General features: G+C 70.6%; 24 protein-coding genes. 20 read left to right on the top strand and 4 right to left on the bottom strand.

All coding sequences use genetic code 11. The features are described 5' to 3' along the window. Positions 1 to 30: 30 nt before the first annotated feature. The 8 genes from hrcA (at position 31) to era (ending at position 7,109) form a co-directional block, all read left to right on the top strand. Positions 31 to 1,053: a heat-inducible transcriptional repressor HrcA gene (gene hrcA, locus AB0K73_RS14230; RefSeq protein ID WP_360514065.1), complete on the top strand. Its 1,023-nt coding sequence runs from the start codon at positions 31 to 33 to the stop codon at positions 1,051 to 1,053. A gap of 53 nt (positions 1,054 to 1,106) precedes the next feature. After that, positions 1,107 to 2,204: a molecular chaperone DnaJ gene (gene dnaJ, locus AB0K73_RS14225; protein ID WP_360514062.1), complete on the top strand. Its 1,098-nt coding sequence runs from the start codon at positions 1,107 to 1,109 to the stop codon at positions 2,202 to 2,204. Between the two features lie 12 nt (positions 2,205 to 2,216). Beyond that, positions 2,217 to 2,951, top strand: a complete 735-nt coding sequence (locus tag AB0K73_RS14220; protein ID WP_360514059.1) for a 16S rRNA (uracil(1498)-N(3))-methyltransferase — start codon at positions 2,217 to 2,219, stop codon at positions 2,949 to 2,951. A gap of 24 nt (positions 2,952 to 2,975) precedes the next feature. After that, the gene (locus tag AB0K73_RS14215; RefSeq protein WP_360514056.1) at positions 2,976 to 3,335 is read left to right on the top strand and encodes an HIT domain-containing protein; all 360 of its coding nucleotides are present in this window, start codon (positions 2,976 to 2,978) and stop codon (positions 3,333 to 3,335) included. 88 nt (positions 3,336 to 3,423) lie between these two features. After that, on the top strand, positions 3,424 to 4,443 hold the full coding sequence (locus AB0K73_RS14210) for a PhoH family protein (RefSeq protein WP_360514682.1): 1,020 nt from the start codon (positions 3,424 to 3,426) through the stop codon (positions 4,441 to 4,443). Continuing rightward, the gene (gene ybeY / locus AB0K73_RS14205; RefSeq protein WP_360514053.1) at positions 4,440 to 4,901 is read left to right on the top strand and encodes an rRNA maturation RNase YbeY; all 462 of its coding nucleotides are present in this window, start codon (positions 4,440 to 4,442) and stop codon (positions 4,899 to 4,901) included. Before AB0K73_RS14210 ends, ybeY begins: the two co-directional genes overlap by 4 nt. A 2-nt stretch (positions 4,902 to 4,903) precedes the next feature. After that, a complete protein-coding gene (locus tag AB0K73_RS14200; RefSeq protein ID WP_360514050.1) occupies positions 4,904 to 6,223 on the top strand; it encodes a hemolysin family protein in 1,320 nt (439 codons plus the stop codon). After that, positions 6,216 to 7,109: a GTPase Era gene (gene era, locus AB0K73_RS14195; protein WP_360514047.1), complete on the top strand. Its 894-nt coding sequence runs from the start codon at positions 6,216 to 6,218 to the stop codon at positions 7,107 to 7,109. Before AB0K73_RS14200 ends, era begins: the two co-directional genes overlap by 8 nt. Positions 7,110 to 7,210: 101 nt before the next feature. Here the strand turns inward: era and AB0K73_RS14190 are convergent, their stop codons facing one another. Further along, positions 7,211 to 7,831: a hypothetical protein gene (locus AB0K73_RS14190; RefSeq protein ID WP_360514044.1), complete on the bottom strand. Its 621-nt coding sequence runs from the start codon at positions 7,829 to 7,831 to the stop codon at positions 7,211 to 7,213. Positions 7,832 to 8,017: 186 nt separating this feature from the next. Here AB0K73_RS14190 and AB0K73_RS14185 point away from each other — a divergent pair, with 186 nt between their 5' ends. From AB0K73_RS14185 to leuA, 5 genes are all read left to right on the top strand, one after another. Beyond that, positions 8,018 to 9,217, top strand: coding sequence for a histidine kinase (locus tag AB0K73_RS14185; RefSeq protein ID WP_360514041.1), 1,200 nt, complete (start codon positions 8,018 to 8,020; stop codon positions 9,215 to 9,217). Next, the gene (locus AB0K73_RS14180; protein WP_360514038.1) at positions 9,214 to 9,879 is read left to right on the top strand and encodes a response regulator transcription factor; all 666 of its coding nucleotides are present in this window, start codon (positions 9,214 to 9,216) and stop codon (positions 9,877 to 9,879) included. The genes AB0K73_RS14185 and AB0K73_RS14180 overlap by 4 nt, the downstream gene beginning before the upstream one ends. Before the next feature lie 83 nt (positions 9,880 to 9,962). After that, positions 9,963 to 10,724 carry an ABC transporter ATP-binding protein gene (locus AB0K73_RS14175; RefSeq protein WP_360514035.1) on the top strand — a complete coding sequence of 254 codons (762 nt, stop codon included), beginning with the start codon at positions 9,963 to 9,965 and terminating at the stop codon, positions 10,722 to 10,724. After that, positions 10,724 to 12,121 carry an FtsX-like permease family protein gene (locus AB0K73_RS14170; RefSeq protein ID WP_360514679.1) on the top strand — a complete coding sequence of 466 codons (1,398 nt, stop codon included), beginning with the start codon at positions 10,724 to 10,726 and terminating at the stop codon, positions 12,119 to 12,121. The genes AB0K73_RS14175 and AB0K73_RS14170 overlap by 1 nt, the downstream gene beginning before the upstream one ends. A gap of 243 nt (positions 12,122 to 12,364) precedes the next feature. Beyond that, entirely contained in the window at positions 12,365 to 14,140 is a 1,776-nt protein-coding gene (gene leuA, locus AB0K73_RS14165) for a 2-isopropylmalate synthase (RefSeq protein ID WP_360514032.1), read from the top strand. A gap of 77 nt (positions 14,141 to 14,217) precedes the next feature. Here the strand turns inward: leuA and AB0K73_RS14160 are convergent, their stop codons facing one another. After that, the gene (locus tag AB0K73_RS14160; protein WP_360514029.1) at positions 14,218 to 14,877 is read right to left on the bottom strand and encodes a TRIC cation channel family protein; all 660 of its coding nucleotides are present in this window, start codon (positions 14,875 to 14,877) and stop codon (positions 14,218 to 14,220) included. Then, positions 14,874 to 15,662 (bottom strand): NAD(P)H-binding protein, encoded by a 789-nt coding sequence (locus AB0K73_RS14155; protein ID WP_360514026.1) that lies wholly within the window; start codon positions 15,660 to 15,662, stop codon positions 14,874 to 14,876. Before AB0K73_RS14155 ends, AB0K73_RS14160 begins: the two co-directional genes overlap by 4 nt. 124 nt (positions 15,663 to 15,786) lie before the next feature. On the opposite strand from AB0K73_RS14155, the gene recO reads away from it, so the two are divergent. From recO to AB0K73_RS14135, 4 genes are all read left to right on the top strand, one after another. After that, a complete protein-coding gene (gene recO / locus AB0K73_RS14150) occupies positions 15,787 to 16,521 on the top strand; it encodes a DNA repair protein RecO (RefSeq protein ID WP_360514023.1) in 735 nt (244 codons plus the stop codon). Beyond that, complete coding sequence (locus tag AB0K73_RS14145; protein ID WP_360514020.1) at positions 16,518 to 17,324, top strand: isoprenyl transferase; 807 nt, start codon at positions 16,518 to 16,520, stop codon at positions 17,322 to 17,324. The genes recO and AB0K73_RS14145 overlap by 4 nt, the downstream gene beginning before the upstream one ends. Positions 17,325 to 17,485: 161 nt before the next feature. Next, positions 17,486 to 18,151: a DsbA family oxidoreductase gene (locus AB0K73_RS14140; RefSeq protein WP_360514677.1), complete on the top strand. Its 666-nt coding sequence runs from the start codon at positions 17,486 to 17,488 to the stop codon at positions 18,149 to 18,151. Further along, the gene (locus tag AB0K73_RS14135) at positions 18,148 to 18,291 is read left to right on the top strand and encodes a hypothetical protein (RefSeq protein WP_360514017.1); all 144 of its coding nucleotides are present in this window, start codon (positions 18,148 to 18,150) and stop codon (positions 18,289 to 18,291) included. The genes AB0K73_RS14140 and AB0K73_RS14135 overlap by 4 nt, the downstream gene beginning before the upstream one ends. 44 nt (positions 18,292 to 18,335) lie before the next feature. On the opposite strand, the gene AB0K73_RS14130 is transcribed toward AB0K73_RS14135, so the two are convergent. Continuing rightward, a complete protein-coding gene (locus tag AB0K73_RS14130; RefSeq protein ID WP_360514014.1) occupies positions 18,336 to 18,818 on the bottom strand; it encodes a YbaK/EbsC family protein in 483 nt (160 codons plus the stop codon). 92 nt (positions 18,819 to 18,910) lie between these two features. On the opposite strand from AB0K73_RS14130, the gene dusB reads away from it, so the two are divergent. The 3 genes from dusB to dnaG are packed head-to-tail and all read left to right on the top strand — an operon-like array spanning position 18,911 to position 23,261. Beyond that, positions 18,911 to 20,068: a tRNA dihydrouridine synthase DusB gene (gene dusB, locus AB0K73_RS14125; RefSeq protein WP_360514011.1), complete on the top strand. Its 1,158-nt coding sequence runs from the start codon at positions 18,911 to 18,913 to the stop codon at positions 20,066 to 20,068. Position 20,069: 1 nt separating this feature from the next. Next, complete coding sequence (locus tag AB0K73_RS14120) at positions 20,070 to 21,326, top strand: deoxyguanosinetriphosphate triphosphohydrolase (protein ID WP_360514008.1); 1,257 nt, start codon at positions 20,070 to 20,072, stop codon at positions 21,324 to 21,326. Positions 21,327 to 21,368: 42 nt separating this feature from the next. Continuing rightward, positions 21,369 to 23,261, top strand: coding sequence for a DNA primase (gene dnaG, locus AB0K73_RS14115; protein WP_360514005.1), 1,893 nt, complete (start codon positions 21,369 to 21,371; stop codon positions 23,259 to 23,261). Positions 23,262 to 23,362: the final 101 nt, after the last annotated feature.

The following is a 23,362-nucleotide window of genomic DNA, read 5'->3' as shown; positions in this document are numbered from 1 at the left end:
GGAGTGCTAAAGCGAGTGGAAGCGAGGGCCATGGTCTCCGAACGCAGCCTCGCCGTCCTCCGGGCGATCGTGCAGGACTACGTCGCGTCGCGGGAGCCGGTTGGCTCCAAGACGATCGTCGAGCGGCACTCCTTCGGCGTGTCCGCCGCCACCATCCGCAACGACATGGCCCTCCTCGAGGAGGAGGAGCTCATCGCGGCACCGCACACCTCCTCCGGTCGCATCCCAACCGACAAGGGCTACCGGGTCTTCGTCGACCAGCTCACCGAGATCCGGCCGCTGACCGCGGCGCAACGTCAGGCCATCGAGACCTTCCTCGGCGAGTCGAGTGATCTCGACGAACTGCTCGCGCGCACCGTGCGACTCGTGTCGCAGCTCACCAAGCAGCTCGCCGTCGTGCAATACCCGAGCTTCGCGAGCGCCCGGGTGCGTCACGTCGAGCTCGTCTCGGTCGCGCCGACGCGGTTGCTGTGCATCCTCATCGCCGACTCGGGGCAGGTCGAGCAGCGCATCGCCGAGGTCGAGCACCCCGTCGACGACGAGGCCCTCGCCGCATTGCGCGCACGGCTCAACGAGGTGGCGGGCGGTCGCACGATGGCGGATGCCGCGACAGCACTGTCGGGCGAGATCGACAGCGTCGACCGCCGGCACGCCGAGGTGCTGCACACGCTCGCCGCGACATTGGCCGACCAGGCTCGGATGCAACGGCCCGACCGTCTCATGGTGGCGGGCGCGGCGAACCTCGTAGCCACCGAACAGGACTTCCCCGGCTCCATCCTCGGCGTCATCGAGGCGATCGAGGAGCAGGTCGTGCTGCTGCGCCTTTTCGGCGAGATGGCGTCCGACGAGCACTCCGTGGTCGTTCGCATCGGGCGCGAGAACGCCTCGTTCGGCCTCGGCGAGACCTCGGTCGTGTCGAGCGCCTTCGAGATCCCGGGGCGTGACATCTCCCGTCTCGGCATCGTGGGCCCCACCCGCATGGACTACTCCAACAGCATGGCGGCCGTCCGCGCCGTCGCCCGCTATCTCTCCCGCACGCTCGGCGAGAGCTGATCCGCCGCCGTCGCTCCGACCGGCATCCGGCAATCGAAAGGACAAGCCCCTCCGTGGCCGACCATTACGAGGTCCTCGGCGTCGCGCGCGACGCAACCCCCGACGAGATCAAGAAGGCCTACCGACGCCTCGCCCGCGAGCTGCACCCCGACGTGAACCCGGGTGCCGAGGCATCCGAACGCTTCAAGCAGGTCACGCACGCGTACGACGTGCTGAGCGACCCGAGGCAGCGCGAGCAGTACGACCTCGGCGGCCAGGGCGGATTCGGTGCACAGGGCTTCGGCGGCTTCGGCGACATCTTCGAGACGTTCTTCGGCGCCGGGCAGACCAGTCGAGGCCCGAGATCGCGTCGAGAGCGCGGGCAGGACGCGCTCATCCGCGTCGAGGTGGGCCTCGACGAGGTCATCTTCGGCACGCATCGCGACATCGACGTCGACACCGCCGTCACGTGCGAGACGTGTCATGGTTCGTGCTGTCAACCGGGCACGTCGCCCGTGACGTGCGACATCTGCGGCGGCACCGGATCGATCCAGCGCTCGGTGCGTTCGCTCCTCGGCAACGTCATGACATCGAGCCCCTGCGGCACGTGCCGCGGCTACGGCACGGTCATCGCGACGCCGTGCGTCACCTGTCAGGGCCAGGGCCGCGTGCGCGCGCGCCGCACCGTGCCCGTCGACATCCCCGCGGGCGTCGACACGGGAGTCCGGCTGCAGATGCCCGGCTCGGGTGAGGCGGGCCCCGCCGGCGGCCCGAACGGCGACCTCTACCTCGAGATCAAGGTGCGGAACCACGAGGTGTTCAGCCGCAACGGCGACGACCTGCTCTGCACCCTCGAGGTCGCCATGACCGACGCGATCCTCGGCACGAACACGACCGTGCACGCGCTCGACGGCGACGTCGACGTGGAGCTGCGGGCCGGTCTGCAGAGCGGCGAGATCCTCACCGTCAAGGACCGCGGGGTCACGAGGCTCCGCGGTGCCGGGCGCGGCGACCTGAAGATCGGCGTGCAGGTGGTGACCCCCACCAAGCTCTCGTCGAAGGAGCGCGACCTCATCCAGCAGTTCGCCTCATCGAAGAAGCCGGCGGCGCCGGAGCTCAGTCACTTCCAGCAGGGGCTCTTCGCGAGACTGCGCGACCGGTTCCTCGGCTGAGCGGATGTCGCGGTGAGCCACCTCTACGTCGACGAGTCGCTCGAGCTCGCGGGCCTCGTTCCCGGTGACACGGTGAAGCTGCGGGGGGACGAGGCTCGGCACGCGGTGACCGTGTCGCGCGTGCGGGCCGGGGAGCGCATCGCCATCGGCGACGGCCGGGGCACGGTGGTGCACGGCGTCGTGACGTCGACGGGTTCGCGCGAGCTCGTGCTCGAGGCCGACGAGATCCTCGTGGAGGAGGCGCCGGCGACTCGCATCACGCTCGTGCAGGCCCTCGCGAAGGGCGATCGTGACGAGCTCGCGGTGCAGGCCGCCACCGAGCTCGGCGTGGACGCGGTCGTCCCGTGGGCGGCGTCGCGGTCGGTGTCGCGGTGGGAGGGTCCGAAGGCCGAGAAGGGGCGGCAACGCTGGGCGGCGATCGTGCGCGAGGCCGCGAAGCAGTCGATCCGCTCTCGCGTGCCCGACGTGCGGCCGGTCGCGACGACCGCCCAGCTGGCCGGCCTGCTCGGGGATACCCGGATGCTCCTCCTCGAACCCACGGCGAGCAGCGCGCTCACCGACCTCCGACTCGACGGCCGCGACCTGGCGCTCGTCGTCGGCCCCGAGGGCGGGATCGCGCCCGCCGAGCTCGAACGCCTCGTGGCGGCCGGCGCCGAACCCGTGCGGCTCGGAGCATCCGTGCTGCGCACCTCCACGGCGGGACCCGCCGCGATCACCGTGCTCAACGTCGCGCTCGGGCGGTGGTGAGGCATCCGTCGCTACGATGGGAGGATGACCGCCTCCGGTGCCGAGCCGACCCTCTTCGAACGCATCGCCGCGCGCGAGATCCCCGCGCGGGTCGTCGCCGAGACCGACCGGGTGATCGCGTTCCACGACATCGCGCCCAAGGCGCCCGTGCACGTCGTCGTCACGCCCAAGCGCGGTGACTACCGCGACGTGGTCGAGCTTGCGGCCGGCGACCCCGGGCTCCTCGCCGAGCTCGTCGACGTCGCGCACCGGATCGCCGACGACCTGGTCGACGGGGACTTCCGGCTCGTCTTCAACACGGGCCCGGGCGGCGGCCAGACCATCTTCCATGTGCACGCCCACCTGCTCGCGGGCGGGCTCGAGGAGGCATCGCTTGCCGGCTGATCCGCACGATTCCGAGATCGAGGCCGAGGCCGCAGGGGCGCGGCACGTTCGCGACGACGAGGAGCGGCTCCACATCGACGGCATCGCCATGGTTCGGCTCCTCGGCCCGCAGGACCGCCTGCTCTCGTCCATCGAGCGCGAGTATCCCGGCGTCGAGGTGCACGTGCGCGGCAATGAGATCGCCATCCGCGGCGAGACCGAGGAGCGACTGCGTGTGCGCCGCCTCATCGAAGAACTCCTGGAGCTCGTTCGCAGTGGCCAGGACCCGACCCCGACCGAAGTGAGGAGCTCCGCCCGGATGCTCGATGCCGACCCCAACTCCAAGCCCAGCGAGATGCTCGGGCAGGTCATCGTCTCGGCCCGCGGCAAGACGATCCGGCCGAAGACCGAGGGCCAGCGGCAGTACGTCGACGCGATCGACGAGAACACCATCGTGTTCGGCATCGGCCCAGCCGGCACCGGCAAGACCTACCTCGCCATGGCGAAGGCCGTGCAGGCGCTGCAGCGCAAGGAGGTGAACCGCATCATCCTCACCCGGCCGGCCGTCGAGGCGGGGGAGCGGCTGGGCTTCCTGCCCGGCACCCTCACCGAGAAGATCGACCCGTACCTCCGGCCGCTCTACGACGCGCTCAACGAGATGATGGACCCCGAGCTCGTGCCGAAGCTCCTCGCATCGGGCACCGTGGAGGTCGCACCGCTCGCCTACATGCGCGGCCGCACCCTGAACGACTCCTTCGTCGTGCTCGACGAGGCCCAGAACACGACGCCCGAGCAGATGAAGATGTTCCTCACCCGACTCGGGTTCGGCTCGAAGATGGTCGTGACCGGCGACATCACGCAGGTCGACCTGCCCGGCGGCTCGAGCGGCCTCCGCATCGTCACGCGCATCCTCGAGAACATCGACGACATCCACTTCGCACGGCTCACGAGCGACGACGTGGTGCGGCACACCCTGGTGGGCCGCATCGTCGATGCCTACACCGAGTTCGACCAGCGCTCGCAGGCGCAGCGCTTCGAGCGGGAGCAGGCGCGCGAGTTCGCGAACCGCGCCGAGCGCCGCGGCAATGCACCGCGCGACCACCTGCCGCGAAAGGGCGGCAAGGCGTGAGCATCGAGATCAACAACGAGTCAGGCGTCCAGGTCGACGAGGGCGCACTGCAGCGGCTCGCCGTCTACGCGCTCGACGCCATGCACGTGCATCCCGACGCCGAGCTCGCGATCGTGCTCGTCGACGAGGGCGCCATGGAGCAGCTGCACGTGCAGTGGATGGACGAGCCAGGCCCCACCGATGTGCTGAGCTTCCCCATGGACGAGCTCCGTCCGGGCACCGAGGACCAGCCCACCCCGCCCGGCCTGCTCGGCGACGTGGTGCTGTGCCCGCAGGTGGCGGAGGCGCAGGCGAAGTCGGCGGGGCATCCGCTCTCCGACGAACTGCTCCTGCTCACGACGCACGGCATCCTGCACCTCCTCGGGTTCGACCACGCCGAGCCGGCGGAGGAGAAGGAGATGTTCGGCATCCAGCGCGACGTTCTCGTGGGCTTCACGATGCAGGAGCGGCGCCGCTGACCATGCAGCCCTGGCTCTTCATCGGAGCGGCATTCGTGCTCGTGGCATTCGGCGGCCTGATGGCGGCGGTCGATTCGGCCATCGGCGCGACGTCGCGTGCCGACGTCACCGACATCGCCCTCCAAGCCCGCGCGCGTCGTTCGCTCCTCGCCATCGCGGAGGACACGGGCGCGCACGTGAACGCCGTGAACTTCATGCGCATCCTCGCCGAGACCACGGCGGCGGTGCTCGTGACGCTCGCGTTCGCGACGTTCCTCGACAACGTGTGGCTCGTGCTGCTCTACTCGGCGCTCATCATGACGGCGGTCTCGTTCGTGCTCGTGGGCGCGAGCCCGCGCAGCGTCGGCCGGGCGCACGCGGCCGGCGTGCTGCGACTCACGGCCTCGCTCGTGCACTTCGTTCGCGTGCTGCTCGGTCCGCTCGCGAACGCGCTGGTGTCGCTCGGCAACCGCGTGACGCCCGGCCGGATCCGGTTCGCGGGCGTCTCGAGCGAGGAGCAACTGCTCAGCATGGTCGATGAGGCGACCGAGCTCGAAGTGCTGGAGGAGGGCGACCGCGAGCTCATCCATTCGATCTTCGAGTTCAACGACACGGTGGCGCGGGAGGTGATGGTGCCCCGTACCGACATGATCACGATCGACGCCACGGCGCACCTCGCCCAGGCCATGGGGCTCTTCCTGAAAGCAGGGTTCTCGCGCATCCCGGTGATCTCGAAGGACGCCGACGACGTGATCGGCATCCTGTACCTCCGTGATCTCGCCCGGTTGAGCTTCGAGCGCCCGCTCGACGCCGAGGGACTCACCGTCGGAGAGCTCGCGCGCCCCGCCCTGTTCGTGCCCGACTCCATGAAGGCCGACGCACTGCTTCGCCAGATGCAGCTCGAGTCGAACCACCTCGCGATGGTCGTCGACGAGTACGGCGGCATCGCGGGCCTCGTCACGCTCGAGGACCTCATCGAGGAACTCGTGGGCGACATCTCCGACGAGTACGATCGCGAGGCGGCGCAGGTCGAGGAGCTCGCCGACGGCCGCTTCCGCGTGAACGCCCGCCTCCCCATCGACGAGCTCGGCGAGTTGTTCGGCCTCGACCTCGAGGACGAGGACGTCGATTCCGCCGGCGGCCTGCTCGCCAAGGAGCTCGGTCACCTGCCGCTCCTCGGCGAACGCGTGACGGTGTCGGGGCTGATCCTCGAGGCCGAGCGCACCGAGGGGCGCCGCAAGCGCATCTCGACGATCATCGTCGAACGCGACCAGGCGCTCATCGACGCGCAGTCGGCGTTCGACACGGGCGAGCTCGAAGGAAGGAACAACCACCGTGGCTGAGTACCGGGCAGGGTTCGTCTCGATCGTCGGACGCCCGAACGTCGGCAAGTCGACGCTCACCAACGCGCTCGTGGGCGAGAAGGTGGCGATCACGAGCTCGAAGCCGCAGACGACGCGTCGCGCCATCCGCGGCATCGTGCATCGCGACCACGGGCAGCTCATCCTCGTCGACACGCCAGGGCTGCACCGCCCGCGAACGCTCCTCGGCGAGCGCCTCAACACGCTGGTGCAGTCGACCCTCGGCGACGTCGACGTGATTGCGTTCTGCGTGCCCGCGAACGAGGCCATCGGCCCGGGTGACCGGTTCATCAACGAACAGCTCGACCAGTATCCGCGCGCCAGGAAGGTGGCCATCGTCACGAAGACGGATGCCACGTCGAAGGCGAAGGTGGCGGAGCAGCTGCTGGCGGTGTCGGAGCTTCGGGAGTGGGATGCCGTCATCCCCGTGTCGGCGCCGCGGGGCGAGCAGCTCGACGTGCTCGTCGACGAGCTGCTGAAGCTGACGCCCACCGCGGAGCATCCGCTCTACCCGGCCGAGGCCCGTACCGACGAGGCGACCGCCGAGCGCATCGCCGAGTTCGTGCGCGAGGCGGCGCTCGAGGGCGTCTCCGACGAGTTGCCGCACTCGATCGCCGTGACCGTCGACGACATGGTCGAGCGGGAGGACAAGGACCTGCTCGAGATCTACGCGAACCTCTACGTCGAGCGCGACAGCCAGAAGGGCATCATCATCGGCAAGGGCGGCCAGCGGCTGCGCGAGGTGGGCGCCACGGCGCGCGCGCAGATCGAGGGGCTTCTCGGGCGCAAGGTGTATCTCGCGCTGCACGTGAAGGTGGCCAAGGACTGGCAGCGCGACCCGAAGCAGCTCGGACGGCTCGGGTTCTGAGGGCGCGACGACCTTTCGGCGGCACACGACCGTTCGCGGGCGTCCTCCACCCGGCAAACGGTCGTCACCCGGTGACCACGTCGCGTGCCGCGCGCGGGGCGTCAGGCGTCGGCCGGCCTCAGGCTCGGGATCACGACCACGGCATCCTCGCCGAACCGCTCGTCGACCTGCGACTGCAGGCTGCCGTCGTCGTACATGACCTCGACGACGACGCGACCGTTGACGAACGCCGTGGCGAGCACGTCGGGCATCACGTCCTCGAGCTGGGTCTGCACGACCGTCGCCTCCGCCTCTGGGAGCGCGCCCGGCGGTAGGGAGTCGTCCCACGGATTCGGCGCGTCGGGGTCGACCATCGGGTCGTAGAGCGCGGCGAGCACGGGCTCCCGCGTGATGGTGAACGTCTCGCCGTCCCAGTCGCCCCAGACGGCGTACGCGCCCCACGTGACGCCCGCCGCGGTCTCCTCGCCCTCGACGGCGTCCCAGTCCCAGCCGATCACCTCGGGCCCGCCGCACTGGGGCGGATACGACTCGGCGATCGCGCCGAGGCAGAGCTCGGGGGTGCCGTCCTTCTCGAGCACCGTTCCGACCGCCGTGGCCTCGGCGGGAAGCGGTGGTGGCGTGGGCGCCCACGCGTCATCCGTCGCCGCACCGCCGCCCTGACCGGCGCAGCCGGCGAGCATCAGGAGAGCGGATGTCGCGAGCAGCGCGCTCGTGGTCCTCATGCCTCGCACCTGTGCCTCCCGCCGACCATTCTGCGGCGCGTACGCCGCGAGCGCGACCCAACGTTTGGGCCGCATCGTTCGTCTGCGTCGCCGGCGTCGTCTCGTCGTGCCGCGCCGCGTACGACTCGAGGATGATTCCGCCGGTTCGGGGCAGGCCGGCCGCGCCGCACGGAATACGGTGGATCGGTGCAGACAACCCCGACCCGCGGCATGATCACGACGGACGTCGTGCTCGCCGGGCTCTTCGGGCTCGTCTGCCTGCCGTTCGCGCTGCTCGGCAACCTGGCCGATCTCCTGGCGTTGGCGGGGTTCACGGGCGCGCTCGCGGTGCGTCGTCGCTCGCCGGCCGTCTCGCTCGGGGTGGCATGGGCCGCCGCCGTGGTGCAGATGGCCGCCCTGAGTGATCTGCAGCTCTACGACCTCGCCGTGCTCGGGGTGCTCTACACCACGGCGGCTCGTGGCGAGCAGGTCGTGAAATGGCTCGGCCTCGCGTCGGCCGGCTTCGGCGCGGTGGTCGCCACCGTGTACCTGGGGGTCGTGAAGCCGCTGCTCGACGGCGCGTCGCTCGTCGGGAGCCCGAGCAACGCGATCGGCACGTCACTCGCGGTCGGGCTCCTCTTCGTCGCCTCGATCGCCGTGCTGGTGCTCGCCTGGACCGCCGGGCTGCTCGTCAGGTCGGTGCGCGACACCCGGGACATCCGGCGCCGCGAGGAGCTCGCGAACCGCCAGCGCGAACTGGCCCAGTACCGTTTCGTGGTCGAGCAGGAGCGCAATCGCATCGCCCGCGACATGCACGACGTGGTCGCCCACTCGCTCGCGGTCGTGATCGCCCAGGCCGATGGCTCTCGCTTCGCCGCGCGCACGAGACCCGAGGCGGCCGTGGAGGCACTCGACACGATCGCGGGCGTCGCCCGCGGAGCACTGGGCGACGTCCGTCTCCTGCTCGCGGAGCTCCGCCACCACGAGGGCGACGCACCCCAGCCCGTGCTCGACGACCTCGGCCGGCTCATCGACCAGGTGCGAACGACCGGCCTCGACGTGCGATTCGCCGAGACCGGCGAGCGGATCGAACTCGGCACCGGGCACCAGATCGCCGTGTACCGCATCGTGCAGGAGGGCCTCACGAACGCCCTGCGCCACGGCGACGTCGCGGCGCCGGTCGACCTGCGTCTCGCATGGGACGAGGCCGGCGTCGAGCTCGAGATCGTGAACGCGATGCGAGCGGATGCCGCAGCCGGCGATTCCTCGCCGGCCTTCCGCCATGGCATCCCGGGCATGCACGAGCGCGCGCAACTCGCCGGCGGCACGCTGCATGCCGAGGCGGGCGACGACGGCAGGTTCCGGCTCTCGGCCCGGATCCCGGCGCAGGCGAAGCGGCCGGCATGAGCGGCATCCGCGTCGCCCTCGTCGACGATCAGGCCCTGTTCCGTGCCGGCATCCGCATGCTGGTCGAGTCGCAGGCCGACCTCGAGGTGGTCGGCGAGGCGGGCGACGGGGTCGCGGCCGTCGCCCTCGCCGCTCGCTCCCGCCCCGACGTCATGCTGATGGACGTGCGGATGCCGCTGCAGGACGGCATCGCGGCGACCGAGCGCATCCTCGCCGAGGCCGACGCCGACGGTCGCACCCCGCCGCGCATCCTCGTGCTCACGACATTCGACCTCGACGAGAACGCGGCGCGTGCGATCCGGGCCGGCGCGAGCGGCTTCGTGCTGAAGGACGCCGACCCCGAGTTCCTGCTCGCCGCCATCCGCACGGTGCACCAGGGCAACCAGGTCATCGCCGCTTCGGCGACCCGCGAGCTGTTCGCGCACGTCGGGCGTGGGAGCGGGCGCCGTCCGGCCCCGGCCGCCTGGTCGGAGCTCACGCCGCGCGAACGCGAGATCTTCGGGCTGGCGGCGCGCGGCCTCTCGAACTCGGAGATCGCGGCATCCGAGTACCTGTCGGAGGCGACGGTCAAGACGCACGTGAGCCGCATCCTCGCGAAGCTCTCCCTGCGCGACCGCGTGCAGCTCGTCGTGTTCGCCTACGAGCACGACCTCGGCACCTGACCCCGGGGGTCATCCCCGAGGATGACATGAGACCACTCCGTGGCCGGATGCCCCGAGCCGGCGCCGTCCGTAGCGTCGAGACCATGCAGATCCAACCCTCCGACCTCGGCCTCATCGCACGCGTCATCGACCTCGGCAAGCGCTACGGACAGGGCCCCGGCGCCGTCACCGCCCTCGACGGCGTCTCCCTCGGCCTCCGCCGCGGCGAGTTCACCGCCATCATGGGCCCGTCGGGCTCGGGCAAGTCGACGCTCATGCACATCATGGCCGGCCTCGACTCGCCGACCACCGGTCGCGTGTGGCTCGGCGACACCGACATCACCGAACTCTCGGATGCCGCGCTCACCGTGCTCCGCCGTCGACGCGTCGGCTTCGTGTTCCAGGCATTCAACCTCGTGCCGACGCTCGACGTCGCCGGCAACGTGCTGCTCCCGTTCGAGCTCGACGGTCGCCGGCCGAGCCGCGACGAGCGCGCGTGGATCGACGAGCTCATCGAGACCCTCGGACTCACCGCGCGGCTGCGGCACCGGCCGCATGAACTCTCGGGCGGTCAGCAGCAGCGCGTGGCGATCACGCGGGCGCTCGCGACCCGGCCCGACCTGCTGTTCGCCGACGAGCCGACGGGAAACCTCGACTCGCGCACGGGACGCGAGGTGCTCGGGCTCCTCGCAGGGGCGAGCGCCGGCTTCGGCCAGTCGATCGCGATGGTGACGCACGACCCGGTGGCGGCGAGCCACGCCGATCGCATCCTCTTCCTCGCCGACGGGCGCATCGTGCGTGACGCGCCCCGATCGACGCCCGAGGAGATCTCGTCGTTCATGCTCTCGATGGAGGTCGCAGCGTGATGCGATCGCGATTCGCCGACCAGTGGCCCACCATGCTCGTCGCCGCACTGGCGGGCACCTTCGGGGTGGCACTGCTGCACGTCACCGGACTCCTCGCCGCCGCGATCGCCGCCGACGAGGTGACCGGGCAGAGCGACACCGTCGCCCTCATGCTCGGGATCGTCGCGGCCGTGTTCATCGTGATCGCGGTCTACGTGAGTGCGATCGTCACCGCCAACACCGTCGCCACGGTCGTGGCCGGTCGCACGCGCCTCATCGCGCTGCTGCGTCTCATCGGCTCGACCGCCCGCGCGCAGCGGGCGCACATCGCGAAGGAGGGGCTCGGCATCGGGCTCGCGGGCGCGGTGATCGGCGTCGTCGCCGGCACCGGGCTCGCGTTCCTGCTCGAGGAGGTCGCCGTGGCGACCGATGTCATGCCCGCGACCGAGTACGCCTATCTGAACCCCGCGGTCATCCTCCCGGCCGTCGCCGTGGTCGTCACGACGTGGCTGGCGTCGTGGGTCGGCTCGCGACGGGTACTCCGGGTACGGCCGATCGAGGCGATCGGCAACTCGAACGAGTCCGATCGCGAAGAGCTCGGACGCCGTCGGGTCCGCAACGTGAGCGCGCTCGTGCTCTTCGTGGTCGGCGTCGGCCTGCTCGTCGCGGGTGTCGTCTGGGGACTCACCGAGCCGTACGGCGTGCTCGTCGGCATGGCGGGCGGCATCGTCTCGTTCACCGGCATCGTGCTCGGCGCGCACGTCGTGATGCCGCCGGTGCTCCGCCTCGTCGGCCGCGCACTGGGCAGCACACCGGCCGCCCGGCTCGCGGCCGAGAACGCCGTGCGCCACCCCGAGCGGAGCTCGCGCATGACGATCGGGCTCGTCATCGGGGTGACGCTCGTCACCACGTTCGCCGTGACCATGGAGTCGTATCGCGCGATGCTGCTCGAGGCGCAACGCGTGCAGCCCGAGGTGTACGCCGGCATCGAGGAGATGCTCAATGTGACGATCGCGGTCTTCACCGTGCTCATCGGGTTCAGCGCCGTCATCGCCGCGATCGGCATGGTGAACACCCTGTCGCTGAGCGTCATGCAGCGCACCCGTGAGCTCGGGCTCCTCCGAGCGCTCGGGTTCGATCGCGGACAGCTCCGCCGCATGATCGTCGCCGAGAGCGCCGCACTGACGCTCGCGGCGACGGTCACGGGCATCGTGCTCGGCTTCGGGTACGGCTGGGCGGGCGCCCAGGCCCTGCTCGGCGGGGCGCAGGGCGAGCCGGCGTTCGTGCTGCCCGGCATCCCGTGGGCGATGTTCGGCGGTCTGCTCCTCGCGGCCGGCGTGCTCACGCTCGTGGCGTCCATCGCGCCCGCGCGTCGCGCCATGCGGGTCGCCCCCGTCGTCGCGCTCGCGGTGGAGTAGCCGCGGTCGAGGGGTCGCGGTCGAGGAGTCGCCGGCCGATGGGCGGATGAGCGGATGCCGCGTGGCTGCGGCATCCGCTCATCGTCACGATTGCGTGCGTGCGCAAGGGCGGTGTTACCCTAGTTCCGTGCTTCACGGCCTGCTTCTCCTTAGCTGCCGCAGCGAGTCCTAGTTCAAGGCCTCCCTCGCTGCGGAGTTCGTCGTCGGCTGACAACCCATCCGTAGAGCGAGAAGAGCACCCCCATGAAGAACACCCAGCAGCCGTCGCCGATGCCCGTGCATCGTTACCGTCCGTATCACGAGCAGTTCCGCGTCGACCTGCCCGACCGCACGTGGCCGTCCGCACGCATTGAGAAGGCGCCCCGTTGGTGCGCCGTCGACCTGCGTGACGGCAACCAGGCCCTCATCGACCCGATGAGCCCCGAGCGCAAGCGCATCATGTTCGACATGCTCGTGCGCATGGGCTACAAGGAGATCGAGGTCGGGTTCCCGAGCGCGAGCCAGACCGACTTCGACTTCGTGCGCAGCCTCATCGAGGAAGGCGCCATTCCCGACGACGTCACCATCCAGGTGCTGACGCAGTCGCGCGACCACCTCATCGAGCGCACCTACGAGTCCATCCGCGGTGCCAAGCAGGCGATCGTGCACCTCTACAACTCGACGAGCATCCTGCAGCGCGAGGTCGTCTTCCGCACCGACCGGCAGGGCGTCATCGACATCGCGCTGCACGGCGCGCGCAAGTGTCGCGAGATGGAGGCGAGCGTCCCGGGCACGACCGTGTACTACGAATACTCGCCCGAGAGCTACACCGGCACCGAGCTGGAGTTCGCCGTCGACGTCTGCAACCAGGTCCTGGAGGTGTTCGAGCCGACTCCCGAGCGCAAGGTCATCATCAACCTGCCCGCGACCGTCGAGATGGCCACGCCCAACGTCTACGCCGACTCGATCGAGTGGATGAGCCGGCACCTGAACCGCCGCGAGAACGTGATCCTCTCGCTGCATCCCCACAACGACCGGGGCACGGCCGTGGCCGCCGCCGAGCTCGGCTACATGGCCGGGGCCGACCGCATCGAGGGATGCCTGTTCGGCAACGGCGAGCGCACCGGCAACGTCGACCTCGTCGCGCTCGGCATCAACCTGTTCACGCAGGGCATCGACCCGCAGATCGACTTCTCCGACATCGACGAGGTCAAGCGCACGGCCGAGTATTGCAACCAGCTGCCCGTGCCCGAGCGCAGCCCCTGGGCCGGCGACCTCGTGTACACCGCGTTCTCGGGCTCGCACCAGGACGCGATCAAGAAGGGCTTCGAGGCCATGGAGGCCGAGGCCGCACGCCGCGGCGCCGACGTCGACGACCTCGAGTGGGCCGTGCCCTACCTGCCGGTCGACCCGAAGGACCTCGGCCGCAGCTACGAGGCGGTCATCCGCGTGAACTCCCAGTCGGGCAAGGGCGGCGTCGCCTACCTGCTGAAGACCGACCACGCGCTCGACCTGCCGCGGCGCCTGCAGATCGAGTTCTCGGGTGTCGTGCAGGCCAAGACCGACGCCGAGGGCGGCGAGGTCTCGAGCGACGAGATCTGGCGCATCTTCAACGACGAGTACCTGCCAGCACCCCAGGACCGCCCCGATGAGAAGTGGGGCAGGTTCGAGCTGCTGTCCCTGCGCACCGAGAGCGACCTCACGGGCGACGTGCGCGTGCGCGTCGGACTCCGCGACGGCGACGAGCGCGTCGAGGCCGACGGCTCGGGCAATGGACCGGTCGCAGCGTTCCTCTCGGTGCTCGCCGCCGAGGGCGTCGACGTGCGCGTGCTCGACTACAGCGAGCACGCCCTGTCGGCCGGGGGCGACGCCCTCGCCGCCGCCTACGTCGAATGCCAGGTCGAGGGGAGCACCCTCTGGGGCGTCGGCGTGGACGCCGACATCTCCACGGCGTCGCTCAAGGCCGTCGTCTCCGCGGTGAACCGGGCGCTGCGCGGGTCGCGCGTCGCCGAGAAGGTTCGCGAGGCGGTCAGCGTCTAGGTTCGACCAACGGATGCCGCGCCACGCACTCACGGACGCGGCATCCGCCGTTCCTGGTCTGAGCCCGTCGCGCACCGTCAGGGGCGACGCCAGACGCGCCAGCTCGCGATCGCACGCTGCTCCGGCAGGCTCCAGCCGAAACGTACCGACCCGAGGCGGATCACGGTGGTCACGATGACGCATGCCGTCGCCGCGATGGTGATGTTCGCGCCGAGCGCGACGAGCACCACGATGAGCACCGTGCCCGCCGCCGCTGCGACGGCATAGAGCGAGCCGACGTGCATGAGCGCGATCGGCAGGTTGAGCGACACGTCACGCAGGATCGAGCCGCCCACGGCCGACACGACCCCGACGAAGATCGCCGGTACCTCGGGCACGCCGTATGCGAGGGCCTTCGTGGTGCCGATCGCGGCGAAGAGCCCGATCGTCACCGCGTCGAGCGCGATGATGAGCGCGTTCAGGCGGGCGAAGAGACGCAGCAGCGCCATTCCGACGAGCGCCGCGAGCGTGGCGACGAGGAGATACCAGTTGGTCTTCATGGCGGCGGGCAACTGGTTCAGCAGGATGTCGCGGAGGAGGCCTCCGCCCAAGCCGACCAGGATGCCGATGAGGGCCACGCCCAGGAGGTCGAGCCGGCGTTCCTTCAGCCGCCCGGCGAACATCGCGCCCTGCAGGGCGCCGACGGCCACCGCCGCGAGGTCGGTCCAGAGCGGGATCTCGAACGGCGCCAGCGTCATGCGTCGGTGCGCCCGGGAGTGTCGGCTGCGGCCGGGTCGTCGTGCCCGGGCGACGCGAGGAACTCCTCGAAGGTGACGCGCCCGAACGGTTCGCCGGGCACGAGGTTTCCGCCCGAGGAGAACGCGGCGAACGTTCGTCCGGGCAGCCGGAACGGCAGCGCCGGGCGGCGGGAGCCGCGCGCCGCAAGGAACGCACGGGCGAGGTCGCGCCCGGTGCGGGTCTCGGGGCCGCCGATGTCGGGCGCCATGCCCGCGGCATCCGCGTCGAGCAGTTCGACCCAGCGACGAGCGACGTCCTCGACGTGGATCGGCTGGAACGAGAACGCGGGCGCGAAGACGGCGGGGGAGAAGCGCTGCATGCGGAAGAACGTCGCGATGAGGTCGTGGAACTGCGTGGCACGCAGGATCGTCCACGGCAGGCTCGACTCCTCGACGATGCGCTCGCACGCGAGCTTGCCGTGGTAGTAGCCGAGCGGGATGCGGTCGATGCCCACGATCGACTGGAACAGGAGGCGCGGGCTGCCCGAGCGTTCGGCGGCCTCGACGAGCGTGCGGGTGATCTCGGTGTCATCGTGCAGGGTGGTCGCGAGATGGAGCACGGCGCCGACGCCGTCGAGCGCCGCATCGAGTCCGTCGCCCGTCGCGAGGTCGCCGTGCACGGTTCCGGCGGCGCCGCTGCGACTCAGCACACGGGTGTCGCTGCCGCGACTCGTGAGGGCGCGCACGACGGCACGGCCCAACGTGCCGGTGCCGCCGGTCACGAGGATCGGCGCAGTCGAGGTCATTCGACCATTCTGCCGTGGGTGCATCCATGCGCGCGCATCCGTTACGCGTGCACCCCGCTGACGCCTGCGCGTGCACCCCGTGGCCGTCACCCGGGGTGCCGGTGGACGGTGGGAGAATCGAGAGGTGCCCGTGTACCGAGATGAAGCCGTCGTGCTGCGCACCCACAAGCTGGGTGAGGCCGACCGCATCGTCACGCTGCTCACCCGTCGTCACGGCAAGGTGCGGGCCGTCGCCAAGGGCGTGCGGCGCACGGGCTCGAAGTTCGGGGCGCGGCTCGAGCCGTTCATGGTCGCCGACCTGCAGCTCTACGAGGGCCGCACGCTCGACGTGATCACGCAGGCCGAGTCGCTCGGCTCGTACGGCGCCGAGATCACGCAGGACTACGCGGCGTACACGGCCGCGAACGCCATGGTCGAGGCCGCCGACAAGCTCACCGAATCCGAGGGATCGCTGCAGCAGTACCTGCTGCTCGTCGGCGCCCTGCGCTCGCTCGCACGAGCGGAGCACGGCGCGAGCCTCACGCTCGACTCGTACCTGCTGCGCGCGCTCGCCCTCGCGGGCTGGGCGCCGAGCTTCCAGGACTGTGCGCGGTGCGGCAAGATCGGCGAGCACACCGCGGTCGTCGTGCAACTCGGCGGCGTGGTCTGCGACGATGACGCGCCCCCCGGCACGCCACGCATCGCCGGCTCCACCGTGGCGCTGCTCGGCTCGCTGCTCGCCGGCGACTGGGCGCAGGCAGAGGCCGCGGCATCCGTCGACCGGAACCAGGCGAGCGGTATCGTCGCCGCATACACCCAGTGGCACCTCGAGCGCGGACTCCGCTCGCTGCCGCACGTCTCCAGAGAAACGACCACGTGACCCCCAAGCCCTACACGCATCGCGACGCTGTACCCTACAAGCCGCTCGACTGGACGGGCGTGTACCCGCCCGAACTTCCCAAGGGCGCCGTGCCCGAGCATGTCGCGATCGTCATGGACGGCAACGGTCGGTGGGCGAATCGCCGCGGCCTCACCCGCATCGAGGGCCACAAGGCCGGCGAGGCGGCCCTGCTCGACGTGGTCGCCGGCGCCGTGCAGATCGGCGTCAAGCACCTGTCGGTGTACGCGTTCTCGACCGAGAACTGGAAGCGCTCGCCCGACGAGGTGCGCTTCCTCATGGGCTACAACCGCGACGTGCTGCACCGGCGCCGCGACCAGCTCAACGAGTGGGGAGTGCGCATCCGCTGGGCGGGGCGGCGACCCCGGCTGTGGGCGTCCGTCATCAACGAGCTGCAGTACGCCGAGCGGCTCACCGCGGGCAACGACACCCTGACCCTCACGATGTGCGTCAACTACGGCGGCCGCAACGAGATCACGGATGCCGTGCGCTCCATCGCCGACGACGTGGCATCCGGTCGGCTCCGCCCGTCGGCCGTGACCGAGAAGCTCATCGCGAGGCGGCTCTACGTGCCCGAGCTGCCCGACGTCGACCTGTTCGTGCGCAGCTCGGGGGAGCAGCGCACCTCGAACTTCCTGCTCTGGCAATCGGCGTATGCCGAGATGGTGTTCCTCGACACGCTGTGGCCCGACTTCTCGCGTACCGACCTGTGGCAGGCCATCGAGCTGTACGCGGGGCGCAACCGCCGGTTCGGCGGCGCGGTCGACGCGCCGACCGCGTCCTGAGCCGGCGGATTCGCGCGGCGTCGCCATCCGGGAGCCGGTGCACGAACTGGCGGATATACGATCGGGCGCGCCGCTTCAACGGGAGAAGATCCGGCGCGCCCGATCGTATATCCGCCATTTCGGACGGAATACGGATGTCGCGGCATCCGTTCGACCTGAGTGTGACGTCCCCCATCAAGATCGACATCTGGTCCGACATCGCCTGCCCGTGGTGCTACATCGGCAAGCGCCACCTCGAGGGCGGTATCGCCGCTCTCGGCGACGACGCGCCGGAGGTGGAGATCGAGTACCACTCGTTCGAGCTCGCGCCCGACACGCCCGTCGACTTCGAGGGCTCGGAGATCGACTTCCTCGCCGGGCACAAGCGCATCCCCGTCGAGCAGGCGCAGATGATGATCGACCGGGTCACCGGCATCGCCGCCCAGGCCGGGCTCGAGTACGACTACGACGCGTTGCAGCACACCAAGACGCTGAAGGCCCACGAGCTGCTGCACTTCGCGAAGGCGCACGGCCTGCAGCTCGAACTGTCGGAGCGGCTGTTCCGCGCGTACTTCTCCGAGGGCCGCCACGTCGGCCGCATCGACGAGCTCGTCGCGATCGCCGCCGAGGTCGGCCTCGACGCGGATGCCGCGCGCGAGGCCCTCGAGTCGGGAAGCTACGGTTCCGCCGTGCAGGCCGACATCGCCCAGGCCGGCGCGTACGGCATCCAGGGCGTGCCGTTCTTCGTCTTCGAGGGCAAGTACGGCGTCTCGGGCGCGCAGCCCGCCGAGGTGTTCTCGCAGGTGCTCACCCAGGTGGCCGGCGAGCGTGACGGGGCTGCGGCGTGAGCGACGCGACGACGCCTCAGGTGACGGATGCCCCGTCGACGGATGCCGCGGTGCCGTCGCCGTTCACCATGGTGGCCGGCGACCCCGCCGCGATGGTGTGCGAGGGCGACGTCTGCTATATCCCGGGCGTAGGGGAGTAGGTCTCGGTACGGCGCTGCGCGCCGACTCGACCGCCGAGGCCTGACTACTCCGGCTCGGTGATGTCGGCGACCGTCGCGTCGAACGCGCGGATCAGCGCGTCGGCGTCGACGAAGAGGCTCCGGCCGTGCTCGCCCGCGCCCATCGAGACGCGGCGCCCGGCGATCGTGACGTCGACGACGACCGGCCACGCCGTGGTCGAGCCGAGCGGCGTGATGGTCCCGCGCTCGTAGCCGGTCGCGGCGAGGGCGAGCGAGGCATCCGGCAGTTGCAGCTTGTTCACGCCGAGGAGCGCCCGGAGCTTCGGCCACGAGATCTTGCGCCCGCCCGGCACGAGCGCGAACGCGTACGTGTCGTCGCTCTTCTTCACGACGAGCGATTTCACGATGTCGACGGGCGTGATTCCCATGATCTCGGCGGCCTCCTCGAGGCTGCGTGCGGCCGGTCGTTCGATGATCTCGACCTCGAGCCCGCGTGCCGCGGCATCCGCCCGCACCCGCTCCGCACCGGTCAGCGTGCCGTCGGTCATCTCGTCCTCCACACCTCGTCCTCCTCGGAATCCTAGGCGCGCGCGAGGTCCGAAGGGCGGGGTGCCCCGGTTCTCTGGGAGAATCGAAGACGATGCCCTCCACCACCACGCTTCCCGCGGGCCCGCTGTCCATCGGCGGGCTCGACCTCGACGTCCCCGTGGTGCTGGCCCCGATGGCCGGCATCACGAACACGGCATTCCGGCGGCTGTGCCGCGAGTTCGGCGCGGGCCTCTACGTCTCCGAGATGATCACGTCGCGCGCGCTCGTCGAGCGCACGCCCGAGTCCATGCGGCTCATCACGCACCACGAGTCCGAGACGCCACGGTCCATCCAGCTCTACGGCGTCGACCCGAAGACCGTTGCCGAGGCGGTCACGATGCTCGTCGCCGAAGATCGCGCCGACCACATCGACCTGAACTTCGGATGCCCCGTGCCCAAGGTCACCCGCAAGGGCGGCGGGGCGGCGCTGCCGTGGAAGAGCGGCCTGTTCCGCGCCATCGTCGAGGGTGCGGTGAAGGCGGCCGGCGACATCCCGCTCACGGTGAAGATGCGCAAGGGCATCGATGCCGACCACCTCACCTACCTCGAGGCGGGACGCATCGCCGAGGGGGCCGGCGTCGCGGCGGTCGCCCTGCACGCGCGCACGGCCGCCGAGTTCTACTCGGGCGAGGCCGACTGGTCGGCCATCGCCAAGCTGAAGCAGGCCGTCACGAGCGTGCCGGTGCTCGGCAACGGCGACATCTGGTCGGCCGACGACGCGCTGCGCATGGTCGCCGAGACCGGCTGCGACGGCGTGGTCGTGGGCCGTGGATGCCTCGGCCGTCCGTGGCTCTTCGGCGACCTCGCGGCCGGGTTCCGCGGCGAGGCGCGCAAGGCCGAGCCGACGCTGGGCGAGGTCGCGCAGACGTTCCGCCGCCACGCGGAACTGCTGAAGGAGTTCTTCGACAGCGAGGAACGCGGTTGCCGCGACATCCGCAAGCACGTCGCCTGGTACTTCAAGGGGTACCCGGTCGGTGGGGAGCTTCGGGCGAAGCTCGCGACCGTCGAGTCGCTCGCGCAGCTCGACGAGCTGCTCGGCACACTCGACTGGTCGATGCCGTACCCGGGCGAGGGCGCCGAGGGGCCGCGCGGCCGTGCGGGCACGCCGAAGAGCCCCGCGCTTCCCGCGGGATGGCTCGATTCGCAGGAGCTCGCCGGCGACGACCGCACCACCCTCGTCGACGCCGAGCTCGACACGAGCGGCGGCTGACGTGCGCGAACGACTGTTCGGCGGCTACGGCGACGCCGACACCGAGCGACGGCACCCCGAGAAGCACACGTCGGGTCGCAGCGACTTCGCACGCGACCGGGCGAGGCTCGTGCATTCGAGCGCCCTCCGCCGACTCGCGGCGAAGACGCAGGTGCTGAGCCCCACGGCCGGGCTCGATTTCGCCCGCAACCGGCTCACGCACTCGCTCGAGGTGGCCCAGGTCGGGCGCGAGCTCGCCGCGAGCCTCGGGCTCGACCCCGACGTCGTCGACACGGCCTGCCTCGCGCACGACCTCGGCCACCCGCCGTTCGGGCACAACGGCGAGAAGGCCCTCAACGTGTGGGCCACCGACATCGGCGGCTTCGAGGGCAACGCGCAGACGCTCCGACTCCTCACCCGCCTCGAGCCCAAGGTGTTCGGCGACGACGGGCGCAGCCACGGCCTCAACCTCACGCGTGCAAGCCTCGACGCGAGCTGCAAGTACCCGTGGCCCGAGGCGACGTCGGTTCCCGACCCGAGCGGGCGCGCGAAGTTCGGCTTCTACCGCGACGACGTCGAGGTGTTCGAGTGGATGCGCCGTGGTGCCCCCGACCGCCGGCTCTGCATCGAGGCGCAGGTCATGGACCTCTCCGACGATATCGCCTACTCGGTCCACGACTTCGAGGACGCCATCGTCAACGGCTACGTCGACGTGGCCGCCCTCGGTGCACGGGTCGACCACGATGCGCTGGTCACGTCGATGTACGAGTGGATCGGCGGCGCCATCACGCACGACGAGCTCATCGCCGCGTTCGACCGGCTCGACTCGCTCGACGGGTGGATGGACTCCTGGAGCGGCAGTCGGCGCGAACAGGCGCAGTTGAAGAACCTCACGAGCCAGCTCATCGGGCGGTTCGCGCACGCGGCGACGGATGCCACTCGCGCGGCGTTCCCGCTCGCCAGCCTCATCCGGTTCGGTGCCGACGTCGTGGTGCCGCGCGAGATCCAGGCCGAGATCGCCGTGCTGAAGGGCATCGTGGCGGCGTTCGTGATGTCGAGGAACACGCGTCAGCCCATCTACGCGCAGCAGCGGCAGGTGCTGACGTCCCTCGCCGACGTGCTGCACGAGGCCGGCGACCGGCACCTCGACCCGGGTTTCGCCGAGGACTGGCGGGCGGCCGCTGACGACGTCGCCCGCAAGCGCGTGATCGTCGACCAGGTCGCGAGCCTCACCGACCAATCCGCCCTCGCCTGGTATGAGCGCCTGGTGCAGCGGTGACGCCCGGCTGCCGCCGCGTGTCGGCGAACTAGGATGAGAGCCATGGCGGGCCGGATTCGACAGAGCGATGTCGACGAGGTCAAGGCCCGCACCAACATCGCCGACATCGTCGGCGAACACGTCAGCCTCAAGTCGGCCGGCGTGGGCTCGCTGAAGGGTCTCTGCCCCTTCCACGACGAGCGGAGCCCGAGCTTCCACGTGCGCCCGGGTCTCGGGTACTACCACTGCTTCGGATGCGGCGAGTCGGGCGACGTCTATTCGTTCCTGCAGCGCATGGACCACGTCTCGTTCGCGGAGGCGGTCGAGCGCCTTGCCGGCCGCATCGGCTTCGAGTTGCACTACGAAGACGGTGGGCAGGCGTCCGACCACGGCAACCGCGCGCGGCTCCTCGCCGCGAACCAGGCGGCGGCGGTGTTCTTCGTCGAGCGCCTCGGCTCGCCCGAGGCCGAGGTCGGCCGCCGGTTCCTCGGCGAGCGCGGATTCGACGCCGAGGCCGCGCGTCACTTCGGCGTCGGGTTCGCCCCCAAGAGCTGGGATGCGCTGACGAATCACCTCAAGGCCCGGGGCTTCTCGACGGAGGAGCTTGCCGCAGCCGGTCTCGTCTCGCAGGGCGACCGGGGCGTGTACGACCGGTTCCGCGGGCGCCTGATCTGGCCGATCCGCGACGTCACCGGCCAGACGGTGGGCTTCGGCGCCCGCAGGCTCCTCGACGACGATCAGGGGCCGAAGTACCTGAACACCCCCGAGACCGCGATCTATCACAAGGCACAGGTGCTGTACGGGCTCGACCTCGCCAAGCGCGACATCGCGAAGACCCACCGGGTCGTGCTGGTCGAGGGGTACACCGATGTGATGGCCTGCCACCTCGCCGGCGTGACCACGGCGATCGCGACGTCGGGCACGTCGTTCGGCGTGGAGCACATCAAGGTGCTCCGTCGCGTGCTCGGCGACGACTCCAGCCTCGGTGAGGTGGTGTTCACCTTCGACGGCGATGCCGCCGGACAGCAGGCGGCCATGCGCGCGTTCGCCGAGGAGCAGCGCTTCGCGGCGCAGACCTTCGTCGCGGTCGCCCCCGACGGTCTCGACCCGTGCGACCTGCGGCTCGCCAGGGGCGACGCGGCCGTGCGTTCGCTCATCGACACGCGCACGCCGATGTTCGAGTTCGTCCTCAGGCACACCCTGTCGCGCTACGACCTCGAGACGGTGGAGGGCCGGGTCGCCGCGCTGCGCGCCGGTGCGCCGATCGTCGCCGACATCCGGGACCCCGCGTTGCGGCCCGGCTACACCCGGGAGCTCGCCCGCATGCTCGGGCTGGAGCTCGGCGAGGTGACGCGTGCCGTGCGCTCGGCGAGCGACGGACGCACCGCCCAGGGCGGTCCGGGGGAGCGTCGCACCCCGGGGCGCGACCCCGGCAGCAGTCAGCCCGCGAACGAGACCCAGACGACGGATGCCCCCCAGCGGCCGTTCTCGATCACCGAGCTGCCGAACGATCCGTCGACCCGGCTCGAGCGCGACGCACTGCAGGTGATGATCCAAGCCCCCGACGCGGTCGGCACCGACCTCATGCGACGAGCGGTCGACTGCCGGTTCGGCAACGCGTCGCTCGCGGTCATCCGCGACGGCATCGCCTCGGTGCTCGCCGCCGGCGATCGGTCGTTCCGCGTCGACCGGGTCGTCGACGAGGTGCCCGCGCCGTTCGCGGGCATCGTGCGGCAACTCGCCGTGGCGCCTGTGCCGCAGCGTACCGACGACGAGGTGGCCGCGTATGTCAGGGGCATCGTCTCCTCGCTCATCGATCGGGAGCTCCTGCGCCAGAAGTCCGAACTCCTCGGGCGCCTCCAGCGCACCGACCGTGCCGACACGGCGACGTTCACCGCGCTGCAGCGAGCACTCGTGGAGCTCGAGACCGAGCGTCGGGGCCTCCGCGGCGACTGAGCGGCATCCGTCGCGTCGGTGCGCATCTGCGCACAGGTCCTGCGGCGAAGGTTGCAGATCGGTAAATATTCCTCCGACGAGTTGGGCGGTCCTGCAAGATT

The sequence above is a fragment of the Agromyces sp. NPDC052230 genome (assembly GCF_040679595.1).
In the GTDB taxonomy this organism is placed as follows: domain Bacteria; phylum Actinomycetota; class Actinomycetes; order Actinomycetales; family Microbacteriaceae; genus Agromyces.
Note: the sequence above shows the minus strand (reverse complement) of the source record. Positions and strands in the feature narration are given on the sequence as shown.